Here is a 16,721-nt window from a genome sequence, read left to right as displayed (position 1 = left end):
CGGCCGTCCAGTGATCGGGTTTTTATCGGTGCGCGTCCGGGACCCAGTCCTCGGGGGCGCTGTTCCAGAACCTGTTGGGATTGTCTTCATCCATGCCGCGGATATGGAGGGTCCGCAGGCAGGGGGCCACATAGATCACCGGTTCCTCGTAAGGGTGGGACGCATAGATGCTTTCCAGAATCCGTACCTTCCCGGCGGCCTCCTGGCCCAGAAAGAATGACAGTTCCACGCAAGGCACCTGAACGGCAGTCTCCGTCGCCGAGTTCCGCCCGCTCCCCAGCGAGCGGAAGGTCTGTGTGCCCGCCGCTGTCTGGAAGGTCACGCGGTCATAGTCGCCGTATTTCAGGGCTGAGACGGCCAGAACCGCGTCAACGATCCTCTGCACGTGGGTTTCGGGAACCTGGACGGTGATCCGCAAACCGTCTTCGGGGACAAACCTGCCGGTCTTCAACTCGGGCATTTTCATAAGGGACTCCAATGATGATTGGAACTGGATACCCCAGGCAAGCGGCGCTGCGGGAAAGGACGCTTCGCTGCGGGGCGAAGCGTTCGGCCTTGCAGGCAGGCGGTGCTGGTCAGGCAAGGAGGATCAGGAAAACAGGGTCAGAAAGACAGGGGCAGGAAAACAGGCGCTCCCGCCCGTTCTTGGCGCGGTCCTGCGGACCGCGCCGCTGCCCGCCCAAGCCGGGCAGCGCCCCTGCGGAGCGCTGCGGAAGAGAGTGATCACGCCGTCAGCCGTCAGAGGGCGCCGGGCGCAGGCCGGTTTCCACCAGCATGCCGCGGCGCTTGGCCTCGTAGTAATAGCCGCGCGAGTAGTGCTTCACCGCCATGTCCTGGCTGCCGTCAGCCAGAAGCCAGGCGCCGCGCAGGTACTTCACGGAGAACTGAAGGTTAGTATCGGCATCGAGCAGATCCTGGGGCTCCCCTCGAAAGCCCATCGACCGCGCCGTCGCGGGAAGGATCTGCAGCAGCCCGTAGTAGGGGCGGTTCACCGCCTTGGGCCTGTGGGTGCTTTCGCGGACCGCCAGCCGGTGCACCAGGCTGCGCGGGACCTCGTAGTGGTCTGCCCAGTAGTTGATCATCTGGCGCAGTTCCGGCGTCTCATTGGGGTAGAGCGGCGGGGCGGCTCGGGACACCTCCGGGGGGGAGGCGGTGCTGGCGCAGGCAGACAGCACTGCGGCAGCAAAAAATAAGATCAAAGTGGTCCGGCGCGTCATGCGGCCTCCGAAAGCGGTTTCTCACGACGGTCAGATTAGCCGCATCGCCGCGGGCTGCAATGCTGCCCGCGCAGCAGCGCCGCCGGGCGGCGGGGAACCGCCATCACCGCGGGGGGAAACCGCCTGTTGCCGCGCCTGTTCCGCGGGCGGCGGCGGGTGGTTCAAACTTTAATCATTAGACATTTGTTAAATATGGTTCCCCACTACATATTGGGGTTGCGCATTGAGGCAGAAACAACCCTCAGGGCAGCTTGCCCCTCACGCCTGTGGGGCGGCTGACCAAGTCGGGCAGAAGGGACCGCGGCTGTTTCCCAAAATTTCGCGGTCCCTACAATCACCGGAGGCTGCCCTGGCGCGGAGTTTTGCCTGCCGCAAAATGACGGGTTGCAACGGCTGTATCCGGCTCCGTCGGCGGGCTGCGCGGGGCAGTTCAGGCCGGGTTGCGCTCTGCCGGCAGCAGCGGTTTGAACAGGCCGTCGCCCGGCGCAATCAGCCCCTTTGGCACCAGATCCGACACCGCTTCCGTCTTGAAGGCCGGCCGGTCGAACCTGTGGCCGCGCAGCAGCCGGAACAACAGCCGCCGACGCAGGGCCAGCTCTTCACTCTCTAATGCGTCCTGCATGGCGCATCCCCCTTTTCACTCCACTCACCGAGTATCCTGGCCAATTCCGGCAAACAGATGGTTATTCCGTGGCAGGGGATTTGCGTGCAATTTGCCTCAGCTTTTCAGAACGTCAGCAGGCAACGAAAAAGGCCGCCCGTCAGGCGGCCTTTCCCATGTCTCACTGTCCCGAACGGGATCAGTTGGTTTCTTCGCCAGCGGCGTCGGCAACCGGTGCTTCGTCGTCGTCGGACGCAGCAGAGCCGATGTCGTCGAACAGCTCGGAAATCTCGAACTCTGCAGCGGCTTCCTCTTCGGCGGCCAGCTCCTGGATCGATTTGCCCGATGCCTGCAGCTCGGCTTCCTCTTGGGAGCGGGCCACGTTCAGCTTGATTTCGACTTCCACTTCCGGGTGCAGTTTCACGGCGACGGAATGCAGGCCCAGTTCCTTGATCGGGTGGATCAGGGCGACCTGTTTCTTGTCGACCGAGAAGCCGTCCGCGGTTGCAGCATCTGCCGCGTCGCGCGGGGTGACGGAGCCGTACAGCGCGCCCGCGTCCGAAGCGGAGCGAATCACGATGAACTGCTGGCCGTCCAGCTTCTCTGCCAGAGCCTCGGCCTCTTTCTTGGTCTCCAGGTTGCGCGCTTCCAGCTGCGCTTTCTGGGCCTCGAAGGCGGCGATGTTGGACTCGGAGGCGGTTTTTGCCTTGCCCTGCGGCAGCAGGAAGTTGCGGGCGAACCCGGGCTTCACGTCAACGACGTCGCCCATCTGGCCCAGCTTTGCAACGCGCTCAAGAAGGATAACTTGCATCTGCTTATCTCCTTACTTCACGGCGTAGGGCAGCAGGGCGAGGAAGCGGGCGCGCTTGATAGCACGGGCCAGCTCACGCTGCTTCTTTGCCGAAACGGCGGTGATGCGCGAAGGCACGATTTTGCCGCGCTCAGAGATGTAGCGCTGCAGCAGACGGGTGTCTTTGTAGTCGATCTTCGGCGCATTTTCACCCGAGAACGGGCAAACCTTGCGGCGGCGGAAAAACGGTTTGGCTGCCATGATTTAGCGTCCTTTTCTCAAGCGTTGATCAGCGGCGCTCACGGCGATCGCCGCGTTCGTCGCGCTTCTGCATCTGGACCGAGGGGCCCTCGGCGTGCTCGTCGACCTTGATGGTCAGGACGCGCATCACGTCATCATGCAGACGCATCAGGCGCTCCATTTCCTGAACGGCGGCCGACGGTGCGTCGGTCTTCAGGAAGGCATAGTGGCCCTTGCGGTTCTTGTTGATCTTGTAGGCCATGGTCTTGACGCCCCAGTACTCCTGGTCGACCAGCTTGCCGCCGTTGTCGGACAGAACAGCACCGAAATGTTCGATGAGGCCTTCAGCTTGCGAGTTGGACAGGTCCTGACGCGCAATCATGACATGCTCATAGAGTGGCATGCGAACTCCTGTTTGTGTCTAGGCGCATTTCATAGACGGGGCATGTCGCACTTCCGCTGCCCGGTCACGAGAGGCTGCGCGGATCGAAGATGTCGCGGAAGCAGGGCCTCCTATACAGGCTGCGGCCGAAAGAGCAAGGCAAAAGGGCATTTTGCGCTGGCTTCAACACCCCGCCGCTGCAAAACCGCAAGCCCGCCCAATTGCTGCCGCAATACCAGCCTTCAGTCGTTAATGAAGTCTTAATGCGGCCGGGCGCCGCGGCAGGGCAGCAGCAGAACGGCAGCAGCAGAAGGGAAATATCATGGCAGTGACAGACCACACCCCGCCGCAGGTTTCCAGAATGTCAGGCGCCCGGGCGCTTGACGCCATCGCCGGCGCATCGCCGTTGCGGCTGCGGTTCGAGGCGAACTGGAAAGTGCGCATTGTGGCGCTGCGGCTCCTGGGGGGGGCGTTGATCCTCAGCGCGTCCGGCCTGTGGCTGGTGCAGGGCGCCGGTGCCGATCCGGAAATGAACCTGATCCGCTTCGGCATCTCCGTCGCCTTCCTGCTGGCCGGCCTGGTTCTGACGACCGCGCATGAGCCCGCAGGCCGCCCCGAGGCCTGCTTCGACCCGGTGCGCCGCGAGCTGCGGGTGCTGAAGCGCGACGCCCAGGGCCGCCCGCGCACCGTGCTGCGCCGCAGCTACGGCTCCCTGGGCGCGGCGCGGCTGACAGCCGCCTCTGTGCAGCTGTTTGAGGGCGACGGCAGCCTGCTGATCGAGCTGCCGCTGGGATCGGCAGCCATCCGCAGCCGGCTGCGCGACCAGCTCAGCGGGGCGGTGCGGATCCTGACCTGAACCGCATCACATTCCCGCGAGACCGGACCCGGCTGCCTGCAGCCGGGTTTTGTGTTCGCGCGCTCACAGATAGTGTTGGTTTTTGCGGGCTTCCAATCCGCGGGCCAAATGCCACATCTTTTGCCACAACATTCATTCAGACGGAGCCTTCCCCATGAAAAAGACCCTGCTTGCCGCCGCCCTGATCAGCGCGGCCGCCACCAGCGCCTTTGCCGTTCAAGCACCTGAGAAATACGTGCTGGACGCCAGCCACAGCCAGATCCTGTTCAGCTACAACCACCTCGGCTATTCGACCACATGGGGCATGTTCTCGGGGTTCGAGGGCGAGATCCAGTTCGACCAGGACAACCCGGCGGCCTCCAGCGTCTCGGTCTCGATGCCGCTCAACTCGATGTTCACCGGCTGGCAGGCGCGGTTCGACCACTTCATGACCAAGGACTTCTTCGACGCAACCGAGGATGAAACCGTCAGCTTCACCTCCACCGGCATCGAAGTGACCGGCGACACCACCGCCAAGATCACCGGCGACCTGACCCTGAACGGCGTGACCAAGCCGGTGGTGCTGGACGCCAAGGTGAACCAGGTGGGCGAGCATCCGATGGCCAAGAAGCCCTGGGCCGGTTTCGATGCCACCGCAACCGTGCTGCGCTCTGATTTCAATCTTGGCCAGTTTGCCCCCTTCGTCAGCGACGAGGTGCAGATTCAAATCTCGATCGAGGCGATGAAAGCGGAGTAACCCCGCATCACATCTGCGCGACTTCTCACCCGGTCAGGTCCTGGCCGGGTGTTTTGTTTTTGTGCGCGAGGGTAGATGTGGGCGGGCGGGTGCCCGTCGTCGGGGCTGTTCCGCTGCCGGTTGATTAGTTACACGGAGTTTAGCCAATGAGATCCTGCCTTCTCGCTGCTGTCATCGCCGCTGCCGCGTCCGCGGCCGCCGCTGCACCTGAGAAATACCTTCTGGACCCTTCCCACAGCCAGGTCGTGTTCACGTATAATCACCTGGGCTATTCAACCACGACCAGCATGTTCGCCGGCTTCGAGGGGGAAATCATGTTCGACCAGGAGGATCCCGCCGCCTCGAGCGTGTCGGTGACCATCCCGCTGGCGTCGATGATGACCGGATGGGAGCCCCGGTTCAAAGACCTGATGTCCGAAAATTTCTTCAATGCTTCCGGGGAGGAGACAATCACATTTCAGTCCACCAGCATCGAGGTGACGGGCGACACCACTGCCAATATCACTGGCGACCTGACCATAAACGGCGTGACCAAACCGGTGGTGCTGGACGCCAAGCTGAACCAGACCGGCGAGCATCCGATGGCCAACAAGCCCTGGGCCGGGTTCGATGCCACCGCCAGCCTGCTGCGTTCTGATTTCGGTGTGGGCGCCGCCGTTCCCTTTGTCGGCGACGAGATCAGCATCAGGATCTCGATCGAGGCGATGAAGGCCGACAGCTGATTCCGCAGCTGCCTGAGCCTGTTTCCAGCCGCCGGCTCCCGATGGGCCGGCGGTTTTCCATTGCCCGGCCTGCGCACAGCTCCCCAAACTGTGACCGGGGTTCACTGGCGTTTCCGGCGCTGCAGGCGCAGACTGAAGACGGCCCCTCCGGCCACTTCGGAAAGGAGGCACCATGTTCCGCTTCGGCCTGTTCACTTCAGCCGCCGCGGCCCTGGCCCTAGCAGCAAACCTGGCCTATACGCCGCCTGCTGCCGCCCATGGTTCTGACGCAGATGCAGCCCGCGCCATCGCAGGCATCGTGGCGCTCGGCATCATCCTCAAGAGCCTGGACAACGACCGGGACCGCCACCGCGGCCGCGCCTATTACCACCAGCCCAGACAGTATTACGGCCACCACGGCGCCCGCCGCCACCACCACGCGGGCCGCGACCGGCGCCATTTCCGCCGCCACGGCGGCCACCGCCACCGCTCGCGCCACGGCGGGTACTACTACCACCGGCACTAACCGGCACAATAAAGCGGCAGCAAAGGTTCCCCTGCTGAGCAGAAGGCGGGCGGAGTTGCTTGCTGCACGCCGCAGCGGCCGGCCCAAACGAAAGGGCGCCGCGCGTCAGCGCGGCGCCAGGCCCAAGGCTGCCAGGGGGTGCCGGCCCGGCCGGCGCATCCGCGGGCGCGGGAGTGCTCCCCGCGGATCCCCTCAGTCAGTCTGTGCGTTTCGCCTCCAGCTCCACCTCTACATCAACGGCAAAGGCGAGCGAGCTTTCATCCGGCAGGCTTTTCCCGACCCCGAAATCCAGCCGGTTCAGCGTCAGACCGCCGGTCATCCTGGCAGTGTCCCCCTCCAGCACCAGGTCAAAGGGCAGGGTGGCCGGCACAGTTTCCCCCTTGATGGTCAGCGTGCCGACCGCCTGATAGCCCTCCGCCAGTTTCTCGATCTCAGCCTTGAACAGCGCGGTGGGGAAGCTTGCGCTGTCGAAGTAATCCGCGCCCATCGCCTGGCCCGCGACCGAGCCCAGCTCCAGCGACGGGATTGCGATGGTCACCTCCACATCGCCGGCCGGGCCGGGTGCGGCCGGCTCTTCGAAATTGATCGCCGCGGCCCACTCGCCAAAGCTGCCATCAACGGCGCTGCCCATCTGGGTGACGGAAATCCCCAGCGTGCCCGACTGCACCGCCCAGCTGCCCGCTCCTTCAGGCGCCGCGGCCACCACAGGGGCAACGGTTCCTTCGCTGCCGTGGCTGTGGTCATGGCCGCCAAGAATGCCCAGCGCCGCGCCGCCGCCCAGCACACCGCCCCAGACCGCCAGCGCCGCCAGCAGCGGCGCCACGCTGTGCGCTTGCGCAGGCGGCTCGGGCAGATCGCTGCGGCCCGGCAGCATCCGGCGCAGAGTGGAATCGCGGTCGACCGCATGATGCTTCAGCGCGCCGGCAATATGCAGCCCCAGCGCCGCCGCCAGCGTCCAGACCAGCAGCCAGTGCAGGCCGCCGAAGAAACCCGCCACATGATCGGACTTCGGCACAAACGGCAGGCTCTGGCCGAACGGCCACCAGATCGGCGCGAACCCGGTTGTGGCCGCGTGATGGATCCAGCCCGTGAGCGGCACCGCCACCAGCGAGCCATAGAGCAGCCAATGCACCATCTCCGCCGCCAGCGCCTCCGCCTTGCGGCCGGGGTGCAGCAGGCCCGGCTTCGGCTGGCTCAGCGCCCACAGGATCCGCAGCAGCGCAGTAAAGAACACCGCCACCCCGATGGTCTTGTGCATGGAGAACAAGAGCGTGGCGCGCTCGATCACCGCCTGGCTGCCGTCAAATCCGGGGCTCTGGATCTCATGCGCCAGACCGTTGGCGAAATAGCCCAGCGGAAAGGCCGAGAAGATCAGCAGCGCGGTCAGCCAGTGAAAGCCTTTGGCGACGCTGCCATAAGAAGAAAACGTGTTGGTGCGGGACATCGGGCGCAATTCCTGGTCAGGGTCCGGTTTCCCATAACCTAACCACGCCTTCCCTTGTTGCAACGCACGAGTGCTGTCCACTTGCGCACAGGTTTCGTGCGTCAGATGCAGCTTTGCTTGTACGTTAGGGAAAGGGCGGGTACATCAGGCAAAACGCTGAAACAGACGAGGTCATCAATGACGATCGCATTTGTGTTCCCCGGGCAGGGCGCCCAGACCATCGGCATGGGCAAGGCGCTGGCCGAGGCCTATCCGGCTGCCAAGGCCATCTTTGACGAGGTGGACAGTGCACTCGGCGAAAGCCTGAGCCAGCTGATCTGGGAGGGCGACATCGAAACCCTGACCCTGACCCAGAACGCCCAGCCCGCCCTGATGGCCACCTCGATGGCCGCCATGCGCGCGCTGGAAGCCGAAGGCGTCTCCATCGGCAATGCGTCCTTTGTGGCCGGCCACTCGCTGGGCGAATATTCCGCGCTGGCCGCCGCCGGCGCCATTTCGGTTGCCGACACAGCCCGCCTGCTGCGCACCCGCGGCCTCGCAATGCAAAGCGCCGTGCCGGTGGGCGAGGGCGCGATGGCCGCAATCCTCGGCCTCGACCTCGACGCCGTGCGCGCAGTGGCTGAGGAAGCCGCCCAGGGCGAGGTCTGCCAGGCCGCCAACGACAACGACCCCACCCAGGTGGTGGTCTCCGGCGCCAAGGCCGCGGTGGAACGCGCGGCTGAGATCGCCAAGGAAAAGGGCGCCAAGCGCGCGGTGATGCTGCCGGTGTCCGCGCCCTTCCACTGCGCCCTGATGCAGCCCGCGGCGGATGCCATGGCGGAGGCGCTGGGTGGCGTGGATATTCAATCCCCCGCGGTGCCGCTGATCGCCAACGTGCGTGCCGATGCCGTGACCAGCCCGGACGAAATCCGCCAGTTGCTGGTTGAGCAGGTGACCGGCTCCGTGCGCTGGCGCGAAAGCGTGCAGGCGATGGCAGCCAAAGGCGTCACCGAGTTCTGGGAGATCGGCGCTGGCAAGGCGCTGTCGGGTATGATCCGCAAGATCGACCGCAGCCTCACCTGCCGCCAGGTCGGCACCCCCGAAGACGCCGCGGCTGCCGCCGGGGCCTGATCCATGCAGCGCCGCCTCGCGTTCCTGGGTTTCAGCCTTGCCCTTGCCGCGGCAGTGGCAGGCGGGCTGATGATCAGGCAGGCGCAGGCGGCCAGCTTCGAACTCCGGGGGCAGGACATTCTGGTCAACGGAACCGTGAACGACAAATCGCTGCGCCGGTTCCGGGCCTTCATGGCCAAGCACCCGGACGCGCAGCGGCTGGTCCTGATGGACATGCCCGGATCCGACGATGATGAGACCAACCTGAAAATCGGCCACATGGTCCGCGATCTGGGCCTGGACACCCATGTCACCGCCCGCAGCGAGATCTTCTCCGGCGCGGTGGAGCTGTTCCTGGCCGGCTCCGAGCGCACCATGGAGGCAGGGGCGGTTCTGGGCGTGCACGCCTGGGAGGGCGACGGGACCGCGGACGAATACCCGCGCTGGCATCCGGAACACGCCCCCTATGTCGCCTATACAACCCGGATGCTGGGCAGCGCGGAGTTCTACTGGTTCACAGTTCACGCCGCGCCTGCCAGCGGAATGCATGTAATGACCGAGGCGGAAATAGAACGCTACGGTCTTCTGACACAACCGGTCCTGCGGGACTAAGAAGCCAAGAGGGCAAGAAACATGTTTGATCTTACAGGAAAAAATGCGCTGGTGACCGGCGCTTCGGGCGGCATCGGCGGCGACATCGCCCGCGCCCTGCACGCGGCCGGCGCCACCGTCGCGCTGTCCGGCACCCGCGAGGAGCCGCTCAAGGCGCTGGCGGCTGAGCTGGGCGAGCGCGCCCATGTGCTGCCCTGCAACCTCTCCGACGCCGAGGCGGTCGAGGCGCTGCCGAAACAGGCGGCCGAGGCAATGGGCTCCGTCGATATCCTGGTGAACAACGCTGGCATCACCCGCGACAACCTGTTCATGCGGATGAAGGACGAGGAATGGCAGAGCGTTCTGGACGTGAACCTCACCTCCACCATGCGGCTGTGCCGCGGCGTGCTGCGCGGCATGATGAAGGCGCGCTGGGGCCGCATCATCAACATCTCTTCCGTTGTGGGCGCCACCGGCAACCCGGGGCAGGGCAACTATGCCGCCTCCAAGGCCGGCATGGTCGGCATGTCCAAGTCGCTGGCCTATGAGGTCGCCAACCGCGGCATCACCGTCAACGCCGTGGCGCCGGGCTTCATTGCCACCGCTATGACAGACAAGCTGAACGACAACCAGAAAGACGCGATCCTGACCCAGATTCCGGCCGGCCGGATGGGAGATTCGAAGGAAATCGCCTCAGCCGTCCTGTATCTGGCCAGCCAGGAAGCGGGCTATGTCACCGGCACCACCCTGCATGTGAACGGCGGCATGGCAATGATCTGAGCGCACTGCCGCCGCGCATTTTCCGAAAGCCCCGCAGCCTGCCTGCGGGGCTTTTTTGCGCCCGGGGCCTGAAACCGGACCGGCAGCCCGCACCAGCTTGGGCCGCCAAATGGTTGAAATCCTGTAAAAAAGCAAAAAAGATGCGGTGCAGCCCTTGCAAGCTCTTGATTACAAGGCCATCTGCACGCTTCATAGCGGCCACAGGCAAGCCGCGCTGCCGCTTGATGACCGCGCGAAACCGTTTGCCTTGGCTGCGGTCTATGCTATAGGCGGCCCGTATCCGCAGGCATTTCCTTTGGGAAACGCCGCACTGTCCCCGTCCCGCGGGGATCACACCGCCCGCTCCGGGCAATAACCACGCCGCCCGACCGGGCAGGGCAGAACCGGGCAGAGTGCCCTGTAAAACGAGGAAGAGACATGAGCGACGTCGCAGATCGCGTTAAAAAGATCGTTGTTGAGCACCTGGGTGTTGAAGAGGACAAGGTCACCGAAAACGCCTCCTTCATCGACGATCTGGGCGCAGACAGCCTGGACACCGTGGAACTGGTGATGGCGTTTGAAGAAGAGTTCGGCATCGAGATCCCGGACGACGCAGCCGAAACCATCCAGACCTTCGGCGACGCGGTCAAGTTCATCTCCGAAGCGTCCTAAGCCACGCTTCCGGATGACCGGATTTAACGGCGCTCTCCTGCACGGAGGGCGCCGTTTTCTTTTGCCCGCCAAGGCCCCCGAATCTGCTCCTGCGGCGATCCGCCTCCTTGCGTGTTTGCGCTAGCAGACAGGCCGGATAGCCGCGCCGCAATTGTTCGATAAATGGTCAGGAAACGCCGTATCGCCGGGCAGGATCCGTGCTACTCTCACCTCCAGAGGCATAACATGAGGAGACTGGCATTATGATGATCTACCCCACGATGGAAATTCAGAACGGCCGTTGCGTGACCCTCGAAAAAGGCCGCCTGGATGAGCCGCAGATCTGGCACGTGGACCCGGTGGAGACCGCCAAGGGTTTTGCTGCGGCAGGGGCGGAATGGATGCACCTGACCGACTTCAGCGCGATCGAGGGCGACACCAGCAACGAGGAGCTGGTCCTGAATATCATCCGCGGCGCCGGCATCCCGGTGCAGTTGGGCGGCGGCATGCGCTCGCGCGAGCAGGTCGAGAGCTGGATCGACAAGGGGGCAGGCCGCATCGTCATCGGTACCTTGGCCGCGCGCGACCCGCATCTGGTGCGCGAACTGGCCGAACACCACCCGGACCAGATCGTGCTGGCGGTGGACATCTGGCAGGGCCAAGTGATGACCGACGGCTGGCGCCAATCCGGCGCCTTCACCCCGGAAGCCTATCTGGAGGCGTTCAAGGACACCCCCTTTGCAGGCATCATCATCACCGACATCGACGCCGATGTGGCCGATACTGAGGCGCAGATGGGGCTGATCTCGCATCTGGCGTCCGAAGTGAAGCTGCCGGTGATCGCCAGCGGCGTGGTGCGCAACGCCGATGACATTTCCCGGCTGAAGTACATCCACAACATTTCCGGCGCCCTCGTGGGCCGCGCCCTGTTCCGCAAGACCCTCTCGGTCGAGGAGGCGCTGACGGTGGCCCGTCCGGAACCGGAACCGGTGGCTGAATTCCAGTAACCGTCGGACCGGGCAACGGTCAGAGCCGGAAACTGAAAAACCAGGGGCGCCTGCTTGCAGGCGCCCTTTCTGCATAGACCGGCAATTCGCCGTAAATGGGCAGCCGCCCCTGCGGGTGCAAGGCGCAATTCCCGCCGTCAGGCCGGTTTGACCGCCGCGGCCGGTGCGGCGGTTGCGGCCTGTTTCGACCGGTTGAGCAGGGTTCGCAGATCTTCGCCGGTCACCGGTTCGCTGAATTTCACACCGACGCAATCGGCGCTTTGCCAGGTCACCTGGGCGCGGATCTCCTCCACCCCGGGGAGGATGGCCATGACCTCGCTCCTGGGCGGCGGCAATGGGGTGCCGGGCAGTTGCCAGACCCGTATCTTGGCGCCCATGCGGCTGATATCGACCAGTTCTGCGCGCAGCATCTGGCGGTTTGCTTTCAGGCTGCAGGGCAGCGGGCAAGGGTAGCGCCTGCGCCTGCGCCGGTGCCTGCGGGCAACACGCTCTGCCAGGATCAGGCCGCCGCAGCCCAGAACCAGCGCCGACAGCGAACTGGCCAGGGCGGTTTCCTGCGAAATACCCTTGATCCGCGCGATGCCGGCCGCCCGGTCCGCAACCTGTTCCTGATCCGGGTCGTACTTGCAGGGCAGGGAAATGATCCGCGCGGCAAACTCCTCCAGCAGCGCGGCGGTGCCAAGCCGCTCCGCACTGGTTTCCGCCTTGGCGGACCCGTGCCGGCTGTACACCTGCAGCAGCCCTTTCTGCTGGGTGAGCAGCCGCATGGCCAGCGGCTCGTACAATGCCATGCCGGCCTGCCGCATTTGCATCCGCAGCGTCACCACCGGATGATCCTCCAGCCAGTGCTGCAGCCGCGTGGCCTTGCCCGGATCATTGCCAGTGCGCAGATGCTCCAGAAACCCGCGTGCCTCGTGCTGGAAAATCACCAGATCGGACTGAAGCATGCAGGTGGCTTGCGATGCTGCAGCCCGGTCCGCCAGGGTCCAGACCGCAACAGGCGCGGCAAGCGCCGCCAGGATCATTGGCCAGTGTTTCATTCAGGGCTCGCTTTGCTGCTCGGATCGCAACTATGGATCGCCAATCGCTGGGGTATTCTACTTGAAGCGGTGATATTGGAAATTAACGATGCCCCTCGGGAGAGTTAATTCGCCGCAAAAGCCAAAGCCGCGCTCAGGGCGCGGCTTTGGCGGCGGACGCAGGAGGGGGCGCAATCCGGCGGGACAGGACGTGTTACGGCCGACCGCGGCGGGCGGGCGGCACCGGCCAACCTGCGCCGCACCGGGGCGGCCCGCATTTCCGCAAGCACATGAGCCTGATTCTGAAGGGGAAGGCCGGTCCGTTTACAGACCCAGCCGGGCTTCCTCGCGCATGCCGCCTTCTTCCATCGGGAATTCCTCCAGCAGCCGGTGCAGCTGCAGGAAATTGAACTCCTTGGCGAATTGCACCCCGATGTAGTCCGCAGTCTTCCAGCGGACCTGCGCCTGCATGGTGTAGCCGCCAAAGCTGAGGGTCACCCGGCCGCTTGCGTTGCACTGCGTGTCCGGGTGCACCTTGGCGCCGGCCCGGCTGAGATCCACCAGCTGCGCCCGCACGGTCCGCCCGCCGGCCTGCAGAACGCAGGGAACGGCGCAGGGGTATCGTTTGGTGCGGCGGATCTTGCGGATGCCGATCCGGTCCAGGAAATACAGAACGCTGCCGCCAAGCACCAGGAACGAGACCCAGGCTATGGCGGCATTGATGATCTGCTGGCGCTGCCGCGCATCATTGGCGTTGATCGCCACCAGCTTGCTGCCGAAACCGTCTTCCTTGATCTGATCGCAGGGCAGCGCCTCGACCAGGGTGCCGTATTCGGACTGCAGCTCAAAGATCCCCAGATGCCGCGCCCCTTCCAGCGTTGCCTGGCGGCCCTGGCTGGACAGCATCTGCAGCAAAACGGTGTTCTGCTGCATCAGCTTCAGCGTTCCGGGTTCAACCTGCTGGATGCCGACGGCCCGCATCCGCTGCGTCAGCGGAGCGGGCGGATTCGCGCCGATCCAGCTGTTCAGCTGCTGCACGTAATAGGCGCCCTGGCCGGTCTCCAGATAGCTGAGGAACCCGGCCGACGCCCGGTTCAGGTCGGAGAGATCCTGATGCACAGGGCATGCAGCCTCCGCGCGCCCGGGCAGCAGGGACAAGGTCAGCAGAACCGCAGCTGTCGGCAGCCATTTACGCATGGCAAGGTGTTCCTCACGTATCTCCACAGGGAATTTTGGCGCAAAGATACGAATTTGAGGTTAACGCGGACGGCCGGCTGCGGGAAAAGATGCGCTGTCCGGTCTTGCCTGCTGTGGCGCGGCAGAAGCGGCACAGGCCCAAGGCGCACCGGTAAGGAAAACAGACAGTCAGCGCAGCTCTGAAAAAAATGCGGGCTGGAGACAAAATGGCCCAGAGCTCCAGCCCGCTTTGGCAATCCAGGAGGACGGATGCCGAGTTGCGCGTTTTGATAAATTCAACCTGAATGAGAATTGTTAACCAAAGGTTCCCGTTTCGCAAAAAGTGCCGCCACGGCCTGTTTTCCGCCACGTCATTCCGGCGGCCAGCCCGCTCTTGCACCCGGTTGCCATTCCAAGCTATTTGGACAAACGGATTGCCGAGGCATAGGAGAGCAAGGAATGCGCCGAGTAGTAGTCACCGGACTGGGCCTGGTCACCCCGCTGGCCAGCGGAGTCGAAGAAACCTGGTCCCGGTTGCTGGATGGACAGTCGGGTGCCGGCCCCATCACCCTGTTTGATGCCGAGGCAAGCGGCGTCGCCACGACCTATGCCTGCGAAGTTCCGCGCGGCGACGGCTCCGAGGGCACTTTCAACCCGGATGACTGGGTCATCAAGAAAGAGCAGAAGAAGATCGACGACTTCATCCTCTACGGTATCGCAGCCGCCGACATGGCCGTGCGCGACGCCGGCTGGACGCCCGAGGACGAGGAAAGCCGCCTGCGCACCGGCGTGATGATCGGCTCCGGCATCGGCGGCCTGTCGTCGATCGCGGATACCGCGGTGATGATCAAGGAGAAGGGCCCCCGCCGGGTGTCGCCGTTCTTCATCCCCGGCGCGCTGATCAACCTGATCTCCGGCCAGGTCTCGATCCGTTTCGGCTTCAAGGGCCCGAACCACTCCGTCGTGACCGCCTGCTCGACCGGCGCCCACGCCATTGGCGACGCGGCCCGTCTGATCAAATCCGGCGACGCCGACGTGATGATTGCAGGCGGCGCCGAGGCGGCGATCTGCGAGATCGGCATTGCCGGCTTCAACGCCTGCAAAGCGCTGTCCACCAAGCGCGGCGACGACCCCAAGGCGGCCTCGCGCCCCTACGACGCCGACCGTGACGGCTTTGTCATGGGCGAGGGCGCCGGCATCGTGGTGCTGGAGGACTACGAGCACGCCAAGGCCCGCGGCGCCAAGATCTATGCCGAGGTGCTGGGCTACGGCCTGTCGGGCGACGCCTACCACATCACCGCCCCGTCCGAGGACGGCGAAGGCGGCGAGCGCTCGATGAAGGCGGCCCTGGCCAACGCAGGCCTGGACCCCTCCGCCATCGATTACATCAACGCGCATGGCACCTCGACCATGGCCGACACCATCGAACTGGGTGCTGTCGAACGGCTGCTGGGCAACCACGCCGCCAATGTCACCATGTCCTCGACCAAATCCGCCACCGGCCACCTGCTGGGTGCCGCCGGCGCGATTGAGGCGATCTTCTCGATTCTGGCGATCCGCGACCAGGTGGCGCCGCCGACCATCAACCTCGACAACCCCGCCGTCGAAACCCCGGTCGACCTGGCGCCCAACGCCAAGCGCGAGCGCAAGATCGACGTGGCGCTGTCGAACTCCTTCGGCTTCGGTGGCACCAACGCATCGGTGATCTTCGGGAAAACCAGCTGATGTGGCGCAGCCTCGCCTCCAATATGCTGACGGTCCTGATCGCCGCCCTGTTCCTGCTGGGCGGCCTGATCCTGTGGGGCCAGTCGCAGTACACGGCCCAGGGTCCGCTGGACACCGCCATCTGCCTGCGGGTGGAGCGGGGCTCCAACATGGCCCGCGTCAGCCGCGACCTGGAAGCGCAGGGTGCGGTCACCTCCGGCACCATCTTCCGCCTCGGCGCCAAGTACAGCGAGAAGACCGGCCACCTGAAGGCCGGCAGCTTCCTGGTGGAGCCGGGCGCCTCGATGGAGCGCATCGTTGACGAGATCACCCATTCCGGCGCCTCCACCTGCGGCACCGAGATCGTCTACCGCATCGGCGTGACCCGCACCCAGGCTGAGGTGCGCGAGCTGGATCCGGCGACCAATAAATTCGCGGAAAAGGCGGAATTCATCCTCGGCGAGGATGAGGTCCCGGCTGAATACACCGAAACCCGCCAGGACGCCGACACCCGCTACCGCATTGCGCTGGCCGAGGGCGTGACCAGCTGGCAGGTGGTCGAGGCGCTGAAGGCGATGGACGTGCTGGCAGGCGAGCCCGGCGACCGCCCGGCTGAGGGCCTCTTGGCGCCGGACAGCTACGAGGTCACACCGGGCACCGACCGTGCCGCCGTGCTGGCCGAGATGCAGAAGCGCCAGGAGCTGCGCATCAGCGCCGCCTGGGAAGGCCGCTCGGCGGACGCCGCTGTCACCAGCCCCGAGGAAATGCTGATCCTCGCCTCGATCATCGAGAAGGAAACCGGGGTTGCCGAGGAGCGCGGCCTGGTCGCCTCTGTCTTCACCAACCGCCTCAACCGCGGCATGCGCCTGCAGACCGACCCGACGGTGATTTATGGCGTCACCAAGGGCGAGGGAGTGCTGGGCCGCGGGTTGCGCCAGAGCGAACTGCGCAAGGCAACCCCCTGGAACACCTATGTGATCGAGGGCCTGCCGCCCACACCGATCGCCAACCCGGGGCTTGCAAGCCTGGAGGCGGCGGTGAACCCGGAGACCACCAATTACGTGTTCTTCGTTGCTGACGGCACCGGCGGCCACGCCTTTGCCGAGACGCTGGACGAGCACAACAGGAACGTCGCCAAGTGGCGCGAGATCGAAGCCCAGCAGCAGAACAACTGAAGCTGCGGCTTGGAAAACGGAAAAGGGCGCCCCGGGGCGCCCTTTTTTACTGTCAGA

20 protein-coding genes are annotated in these 16,721 nt (G+C 64.8%); 11 read left to right on the top strand and 9 right to left on the bottom strand.

The features are described 5' to 3' along the window. Window positions 1-22: 22 nt before the first annotated feature. From AB1A62_RS11685 to rpsF, 6 genes are all read right to left on the bottom strand, one after another. Entirely contained in the window at window positions 23-466 is a 444-nt protein-coding gene (locus AB1A62_RS11685) for a hypothetical protein (protein WP_366661656.1), read from the bottom strand. A 265-nt stretch (window positions 467-731) separates the two neighbouring features. Further along, entirely contained in the window at window positions 732-1,217 is a 486-nt protein-coding gene (locus AB1A62_RS11680; protein ID WP_366661655.1) for a lytic transglycosylase domain-containing protein, read from the bottom strand. A 430-nt stretch (window positions 1,218-1,647) separates the two neighbouring features. Then, complete coding sequence (locus AB1A62_RS11675; protein WP_366661654.1) at window positions 1,648-1,839, bottom strand: hypothetical protein; 192 nt, start codon at window positions 1,837-1,839, stop codon at window positions 1,648-1,650. Window positions 1,840-2,017: 178 nt separating this feature from the next. Then, window positions 2,018-2,629: a 50S ribosomal protein L9 gene (gene rplI / locus AB1A62_RS11670; RefSeq protein ID WP_366661653.1), complete on the bottom strand. Its 612-nt coding sequence runs from the start codon at window positions 2,627-2,629 to the stop codon at window positions 2,018-2,020. 12 nt (window positions 2,630-2,641) lie between these two features. Then, window positions 2,642-2,869, bottom strand: coding sequence for a 30S ribosomal protein S18 (rpsR, locus tag AB1A62_RS11665; RefSeq protein ID WP_005608650.1), 228 nt, complete (start codon window positions 2,867-2,869; stop codon window positions 2,642-2,644). Window positions 2,870-2,897: 28 nt separating this feature from the next. Continuing rightward, a complete protein-coding gene (gene rpsF, locus AB1A62_RS11660) occupies window positions 2,898-3,251 on the bottom strand; it encodes a 30S ribosomal protein S6 (protein ID WP_366661652.1) in 354 nt (117 codons plus the stop codon). 301 nt (window positions 3,252-3,552) lie between these two features. Here rpsF and AB1A62_RS11655 point away from each other — a divergent pair, with 301 nt between their 5' ends. The 4 genes from AB1A62_RS11655 to AB1A62_RS11640 all read left to right on the top strand — a co-directional run bounded on the left by AB1A62_RS11655 (window position 3,553) and on the right by AB1A62_RS11640 (window position 6,049). Next, window positions 3,553-4,086, top strand: coding sequence for a hypothetical protein (locus AB1A62_RS11655; protein ID WP_366661651.1), 534 nt, complete (start codon window positions 3,553-3,555; stop codon window positions 4,084-4,086). A gap of 154 nt (window positions 4,087-4,240) precedes the next feature. Next, window positions 4,241-4,822 carry a YceI family protein gene (locus AB1A62_RS11650; RefSeq protein WP_366661650.1) on the top strand — a complete coding sequence of 194 codons (582 nt, stop codon included), beginning with the start codon at window positions 4,241-4,243 and terminating at the stop codon, window positions 4,820-4,822. Window positions 4,823-4,968: 146 nt separating this feature from the next. Continuing rightward, window positions 4,969-5,544, top strand: coding sequence for a YceI family protein (locus tag AB1A62_RS11645; RefSeq protein WP_366661649.1), 576 nt, complete (start codon window positions 4,969-4,971; stop codon window positions 5,542-5,544). Window positions 5,545-5,716: 172 nt separating this feature from the next. Next, on the top strand, window positions 5,717-6,049 hold the full coding sequence (locus AB1A62_RS11640; RefSeq protein ID WP_366661648.1) for a hypothetical protein: 333 nt from the start codon (window positions 5,717-5,719) through the stop codon (window positions 6,047-6,049). 196 nt (window positions 6,050-6,245) lie between these two features. Here AB1A62_RS11640 and AB1A62_RS11635 read toward each other — a convergent pair whose 3' ends face one another. Continuing rightward, entirely contained in the window at window positions 6,246-7,493 is a 1,248-nt protein-coding gene (locus AB1A62_RS11635) for a cytochrome b/b6 domain-containing protein (RefSeq protein ID WP_366661647.1), read from the bottom strand. 177 nt (window positions 7,494-7,670) lie between these two features. Here AB1A62_RS11635 and fabD point away from each other — a divergent pair, with 177 nt between their 5' ends. The 5 genes from fabD to AB1A62_RS11610 all read left to right on the top strand — a co-directional run bounded on the left by fabD (window position 7,671) and on the right by AB1A62_RS11610 (window position 11,590). Further along, window positions 7,671-8,603, top strand: a complete 933-nt coding sequence (gene fabD, locus AB1A62_RS11630; protein WP_366661646.1) for an ACP S-malonyltransferase — start codon at window positions 7,671-7,673, stop codon at window positions 8,601-8,603. 3 nt (window positions 8,604-8,606) lie between these two features. Next, complete coding sequence (locus AB1A62_RS11625; protein WP_366661645.1) at window positions 8,607-9,194, top strand: alpha/beta hydrolase; 588 nt, start codon at window positions 8,607-8,609, stop codon at window positions 9,192-9,194. 21 nt (window positions 9,195-9,215) lie between these two features. Next, window positions 9,216-9,953, top strand: coding sequence for a 3-oxoacyl-ACP reductase FabG (gene fabG, locus AB1A62_RS11620; RefSeq protein WP_366661644.1), 738 nt, complete (start codon window positions 9,216-9,218; stop codon window positions 9,951-9,953). Window positions 9,954-10,370: 417 nt separating this feature from the next. Continuing rightward, the gene (locus AB1A62_RS11615; RefSeq protein WP_005982462.1) at window positions 10,371-10,604 is read left to right on the top strand and encodes an acyl carrier protein; all 234 of its coding nucleotides are present in this window, start codon (window positions 10,371-10,373) and stop codon (window positions 10,602-10,604) included. Between the two features lie 242 nt (window positions 10,605-10,846). Then, window positions 10,847-11,590 carry a 1-(5-phosphoribosyl)-5-[(5-phosphoribosylamino)methylideneamino] imidazole-4-carboxamide isomerase gene (locus AB1A62_RS11610; protein WP_366661643.1) on the top strand — a complete coding sequence of 248 codons (744 nt, stop codon included), beginning with the start codon at window positions 10,847-10,849 and terminating at the stop codon, window positions 11,588-11,590. Between the two features lie 137 nt (window positions 11,591-11,727). On the opposite strand, the gene AB1A62_RS11605 is transcribed toward AB1A62_RS11610, so the two are convergent. Both AB1A62_RS11605 and AB1A62_RS11600 read right to left on the bottom strand, forming a co-directional pair. Then, window positions 11,728-12,630 (bottom strand): PilZ domain-containing protein, encoded by a 903-nt coding sequence (locus tag AB1A62_RS11605; protein WP_366661642.1) that lies wholly within the window; start codon window positions 12,628-12,630, stop codon window positions 11,728-11,730. 303 nt (window positions 12,631-12,933) lie between these two features. Continuing rightward, window positions 12,934-13,806 carry a PilZ domain-containing protein gene (locus tag AB1A62_RS11600; RefSeq protein ID WP_366661641.1) on the bottom strand — a complete coding sequence of 291 codons (873 nt, stop codon included), beginning with the start codon at window positions 13,804-13,806 and terminating at the stop codon, window positions 12,934-12,936. Window positions 13,807-14,244: 438 nt separating this feature from the next. Here AB1A62_RS11600 and fabF point away from each other — a divergent pair, with 438 nt between their 5' ends. Beyond that, window positions 14,245-15,510: a beta-ketoacyl-ACP synthase II gene (gene fabF / locus AB1A62_RS11595; protein WP_366661640.1), complete on the top strand. Its 1,266-nt coding sequence runs from the start codon at window positions 14,245-14,247 to the stop codon at window positions 15,508-15,510. After that, window positions 15,510-16,664: an endolytic transglycosylase MltG gene (gene mltG, locus AB1A62_RS11590; protein ID WP_366661639.1), complete on the top strand. Its 1,155-nt coding sequence runs from the start codon at window positions 15,510-15,512 to the stop codon at window positions 16,662-16,664. Before fabF ends, mltG begins: the two co-directional genes overlap by 1 nt. Window positions 16,665-16,721 lie beyond the last annotated feature (57 nt).

The organism is Leisingera sp. JC11, from assembly GCF_040704725.1.
In the GTDB taxonomy this organism is placed as follows: Bacteria; Pseudomonadota; Alphaproteobacteria; order Rhodobacterales; family Rhodobacteraceae; genus Leisingera.
This window is presented reverse-complemented; position numbering and strand designations above follow the sequence as displayed.

Bases quoted from the DNA above. Each gene is read 5' to 3' on its own strand.
- AB1A62_RS11685 (WP_366661656.1), bottom strand. From the start codon at position 466: ATGAAAATGCCCGAGTTGAAGACCGGCAGGTTTGTCCCCGAAGACGGT.
- AB1A62_RS11680 (WP_366661655.1), bottom strand. From the start codon at position 1,217: ATGACGCGCCGGACCACTTTGATCTTATTTTTTGCTGCCGCAGTGCTG.
- AB1A62_RS11675 (WP_366661654.1), bottom strand. From the start codon at position 1,839: ATGCAGGACGCATTAGAGAGTGAAGAGCTGGCCCTGCGTCGGCGGCTG.
- rplI (WP_366661653.1), bottom strand. From the start codon at position 2,629: ATGCAAGTTATCCTTCTTGAGCGCGTTGCAAAGCTGGGCCAGATGGGC.
- rpsR (WP_005608650.1), bottom strand. From the start codon at position 2,869: ATGGCAGCCAAACCGTTTTTCCGCCGCCGCAAGGTTTGCCCGTTCTCG.
- rpsF (WP_366661652.1), bottom strand. From the start codon at position 3,251: ATGCCACTCTATGAGCATGTCATGATTGCGCGTCAGGACCTGTCCAAC.
- AB1A62_RS11655 (WP_366661651.1), top strand. From the start codon at position 3,553: ATGGCAGTGACAGACCACACCCCGCCGCAGGTTTCCAGAATGTCAGGC.
- AB1A62_RS11650 (WP_366661650.1), top strand. From the start codon at position 4,241: ATGAAAAAGACCCTGCTTGCCGCCGCCCTGATCAGCGCGGCCGCCACC.
- AB1A62_RS11645 (WP_366661649.1), top strand. From the start codon at position 4,969: ATGAGATCCTGCCTTCTCGCTGCTGTCATCGCCGCTGCCGCGTCCGCG.
- AB1A62_RS11640 (WP_366661648.1), top strand. From the start codon at position 5,717: ATGTTCCGCTTCGGCCTGTTCACTTCAGCCGCCGCGGCCCTGGCCCTA.
- AB1A62_RS11635 (WP_366661647.1), bottom strand. From the start codon at position 7,493: ATGTCCCGCACCAACACGTTTTCTTCTTATGGCAGCGTCGCCAAAGGC.
- fabD (WP_366661646.1), top strand. From the start codon at position 7,671: ATGACGATCGCATTTGTGTTCCCCGGGCAGGGCGCCCAGACCATCGGC.
- AB1A62_RS11625 (WP_366661645.1), top strand. From the start codon at position 8,607: ATGCAGCGCCGCCTCGCGTTCCTGGGTTTCAGCCTTGCCCTTGCCGCG.
- fabG (WP_366661644.1), top strand. From the start codon at position 9,216: ATGTTTGATCTTACAGGAAAAAATGCGCTGGTGACCGGCGCTTCGGGC.
- AB1A62_RS11615 (WP_005982462.1), top strand. From the start codon at position 10,371: ATGAGCGACGTCGCAGATCGCGTTAAAAAGATCGTTGTTGAGCACCTG.
- AB1A62_RS11610 (WP_366661643.1), top strand. From the start codon at position 10,847: ATGATGATCTACCCCACGATGGAAATTCAGAACGGCCGTTGCGTGACC.
- AB1A62_RS11605 (WP_366661642.1), bottom strand. From the start codon at position 12,630: ATGAAACACTGGCCAATGATCCTGGCGGCGCTTGCCGCGCCTGTTGCG.
- AB1A62_RS11600 (WP_366661641.1), bottom strand. From the start codon at position 13,806: ATGCGTAAATGGCTGCCGACAGCTGCGGTTCTGCTGACCTTGTCCCTG.
- fabF (WP_366661640.1), top strand. From the start codon at position 14,245: ATGCGCCGAGTAGTAGTCACCGGACTGGGCCTGGTCACCCCGCTGGCC.
- mltG (WP_366661639.1), top strand. From the start codon at position 15,510: ATGTGGCGCAGCCTCGCCTCCAATATGCTGACGGTCCTGATCGCCGCC.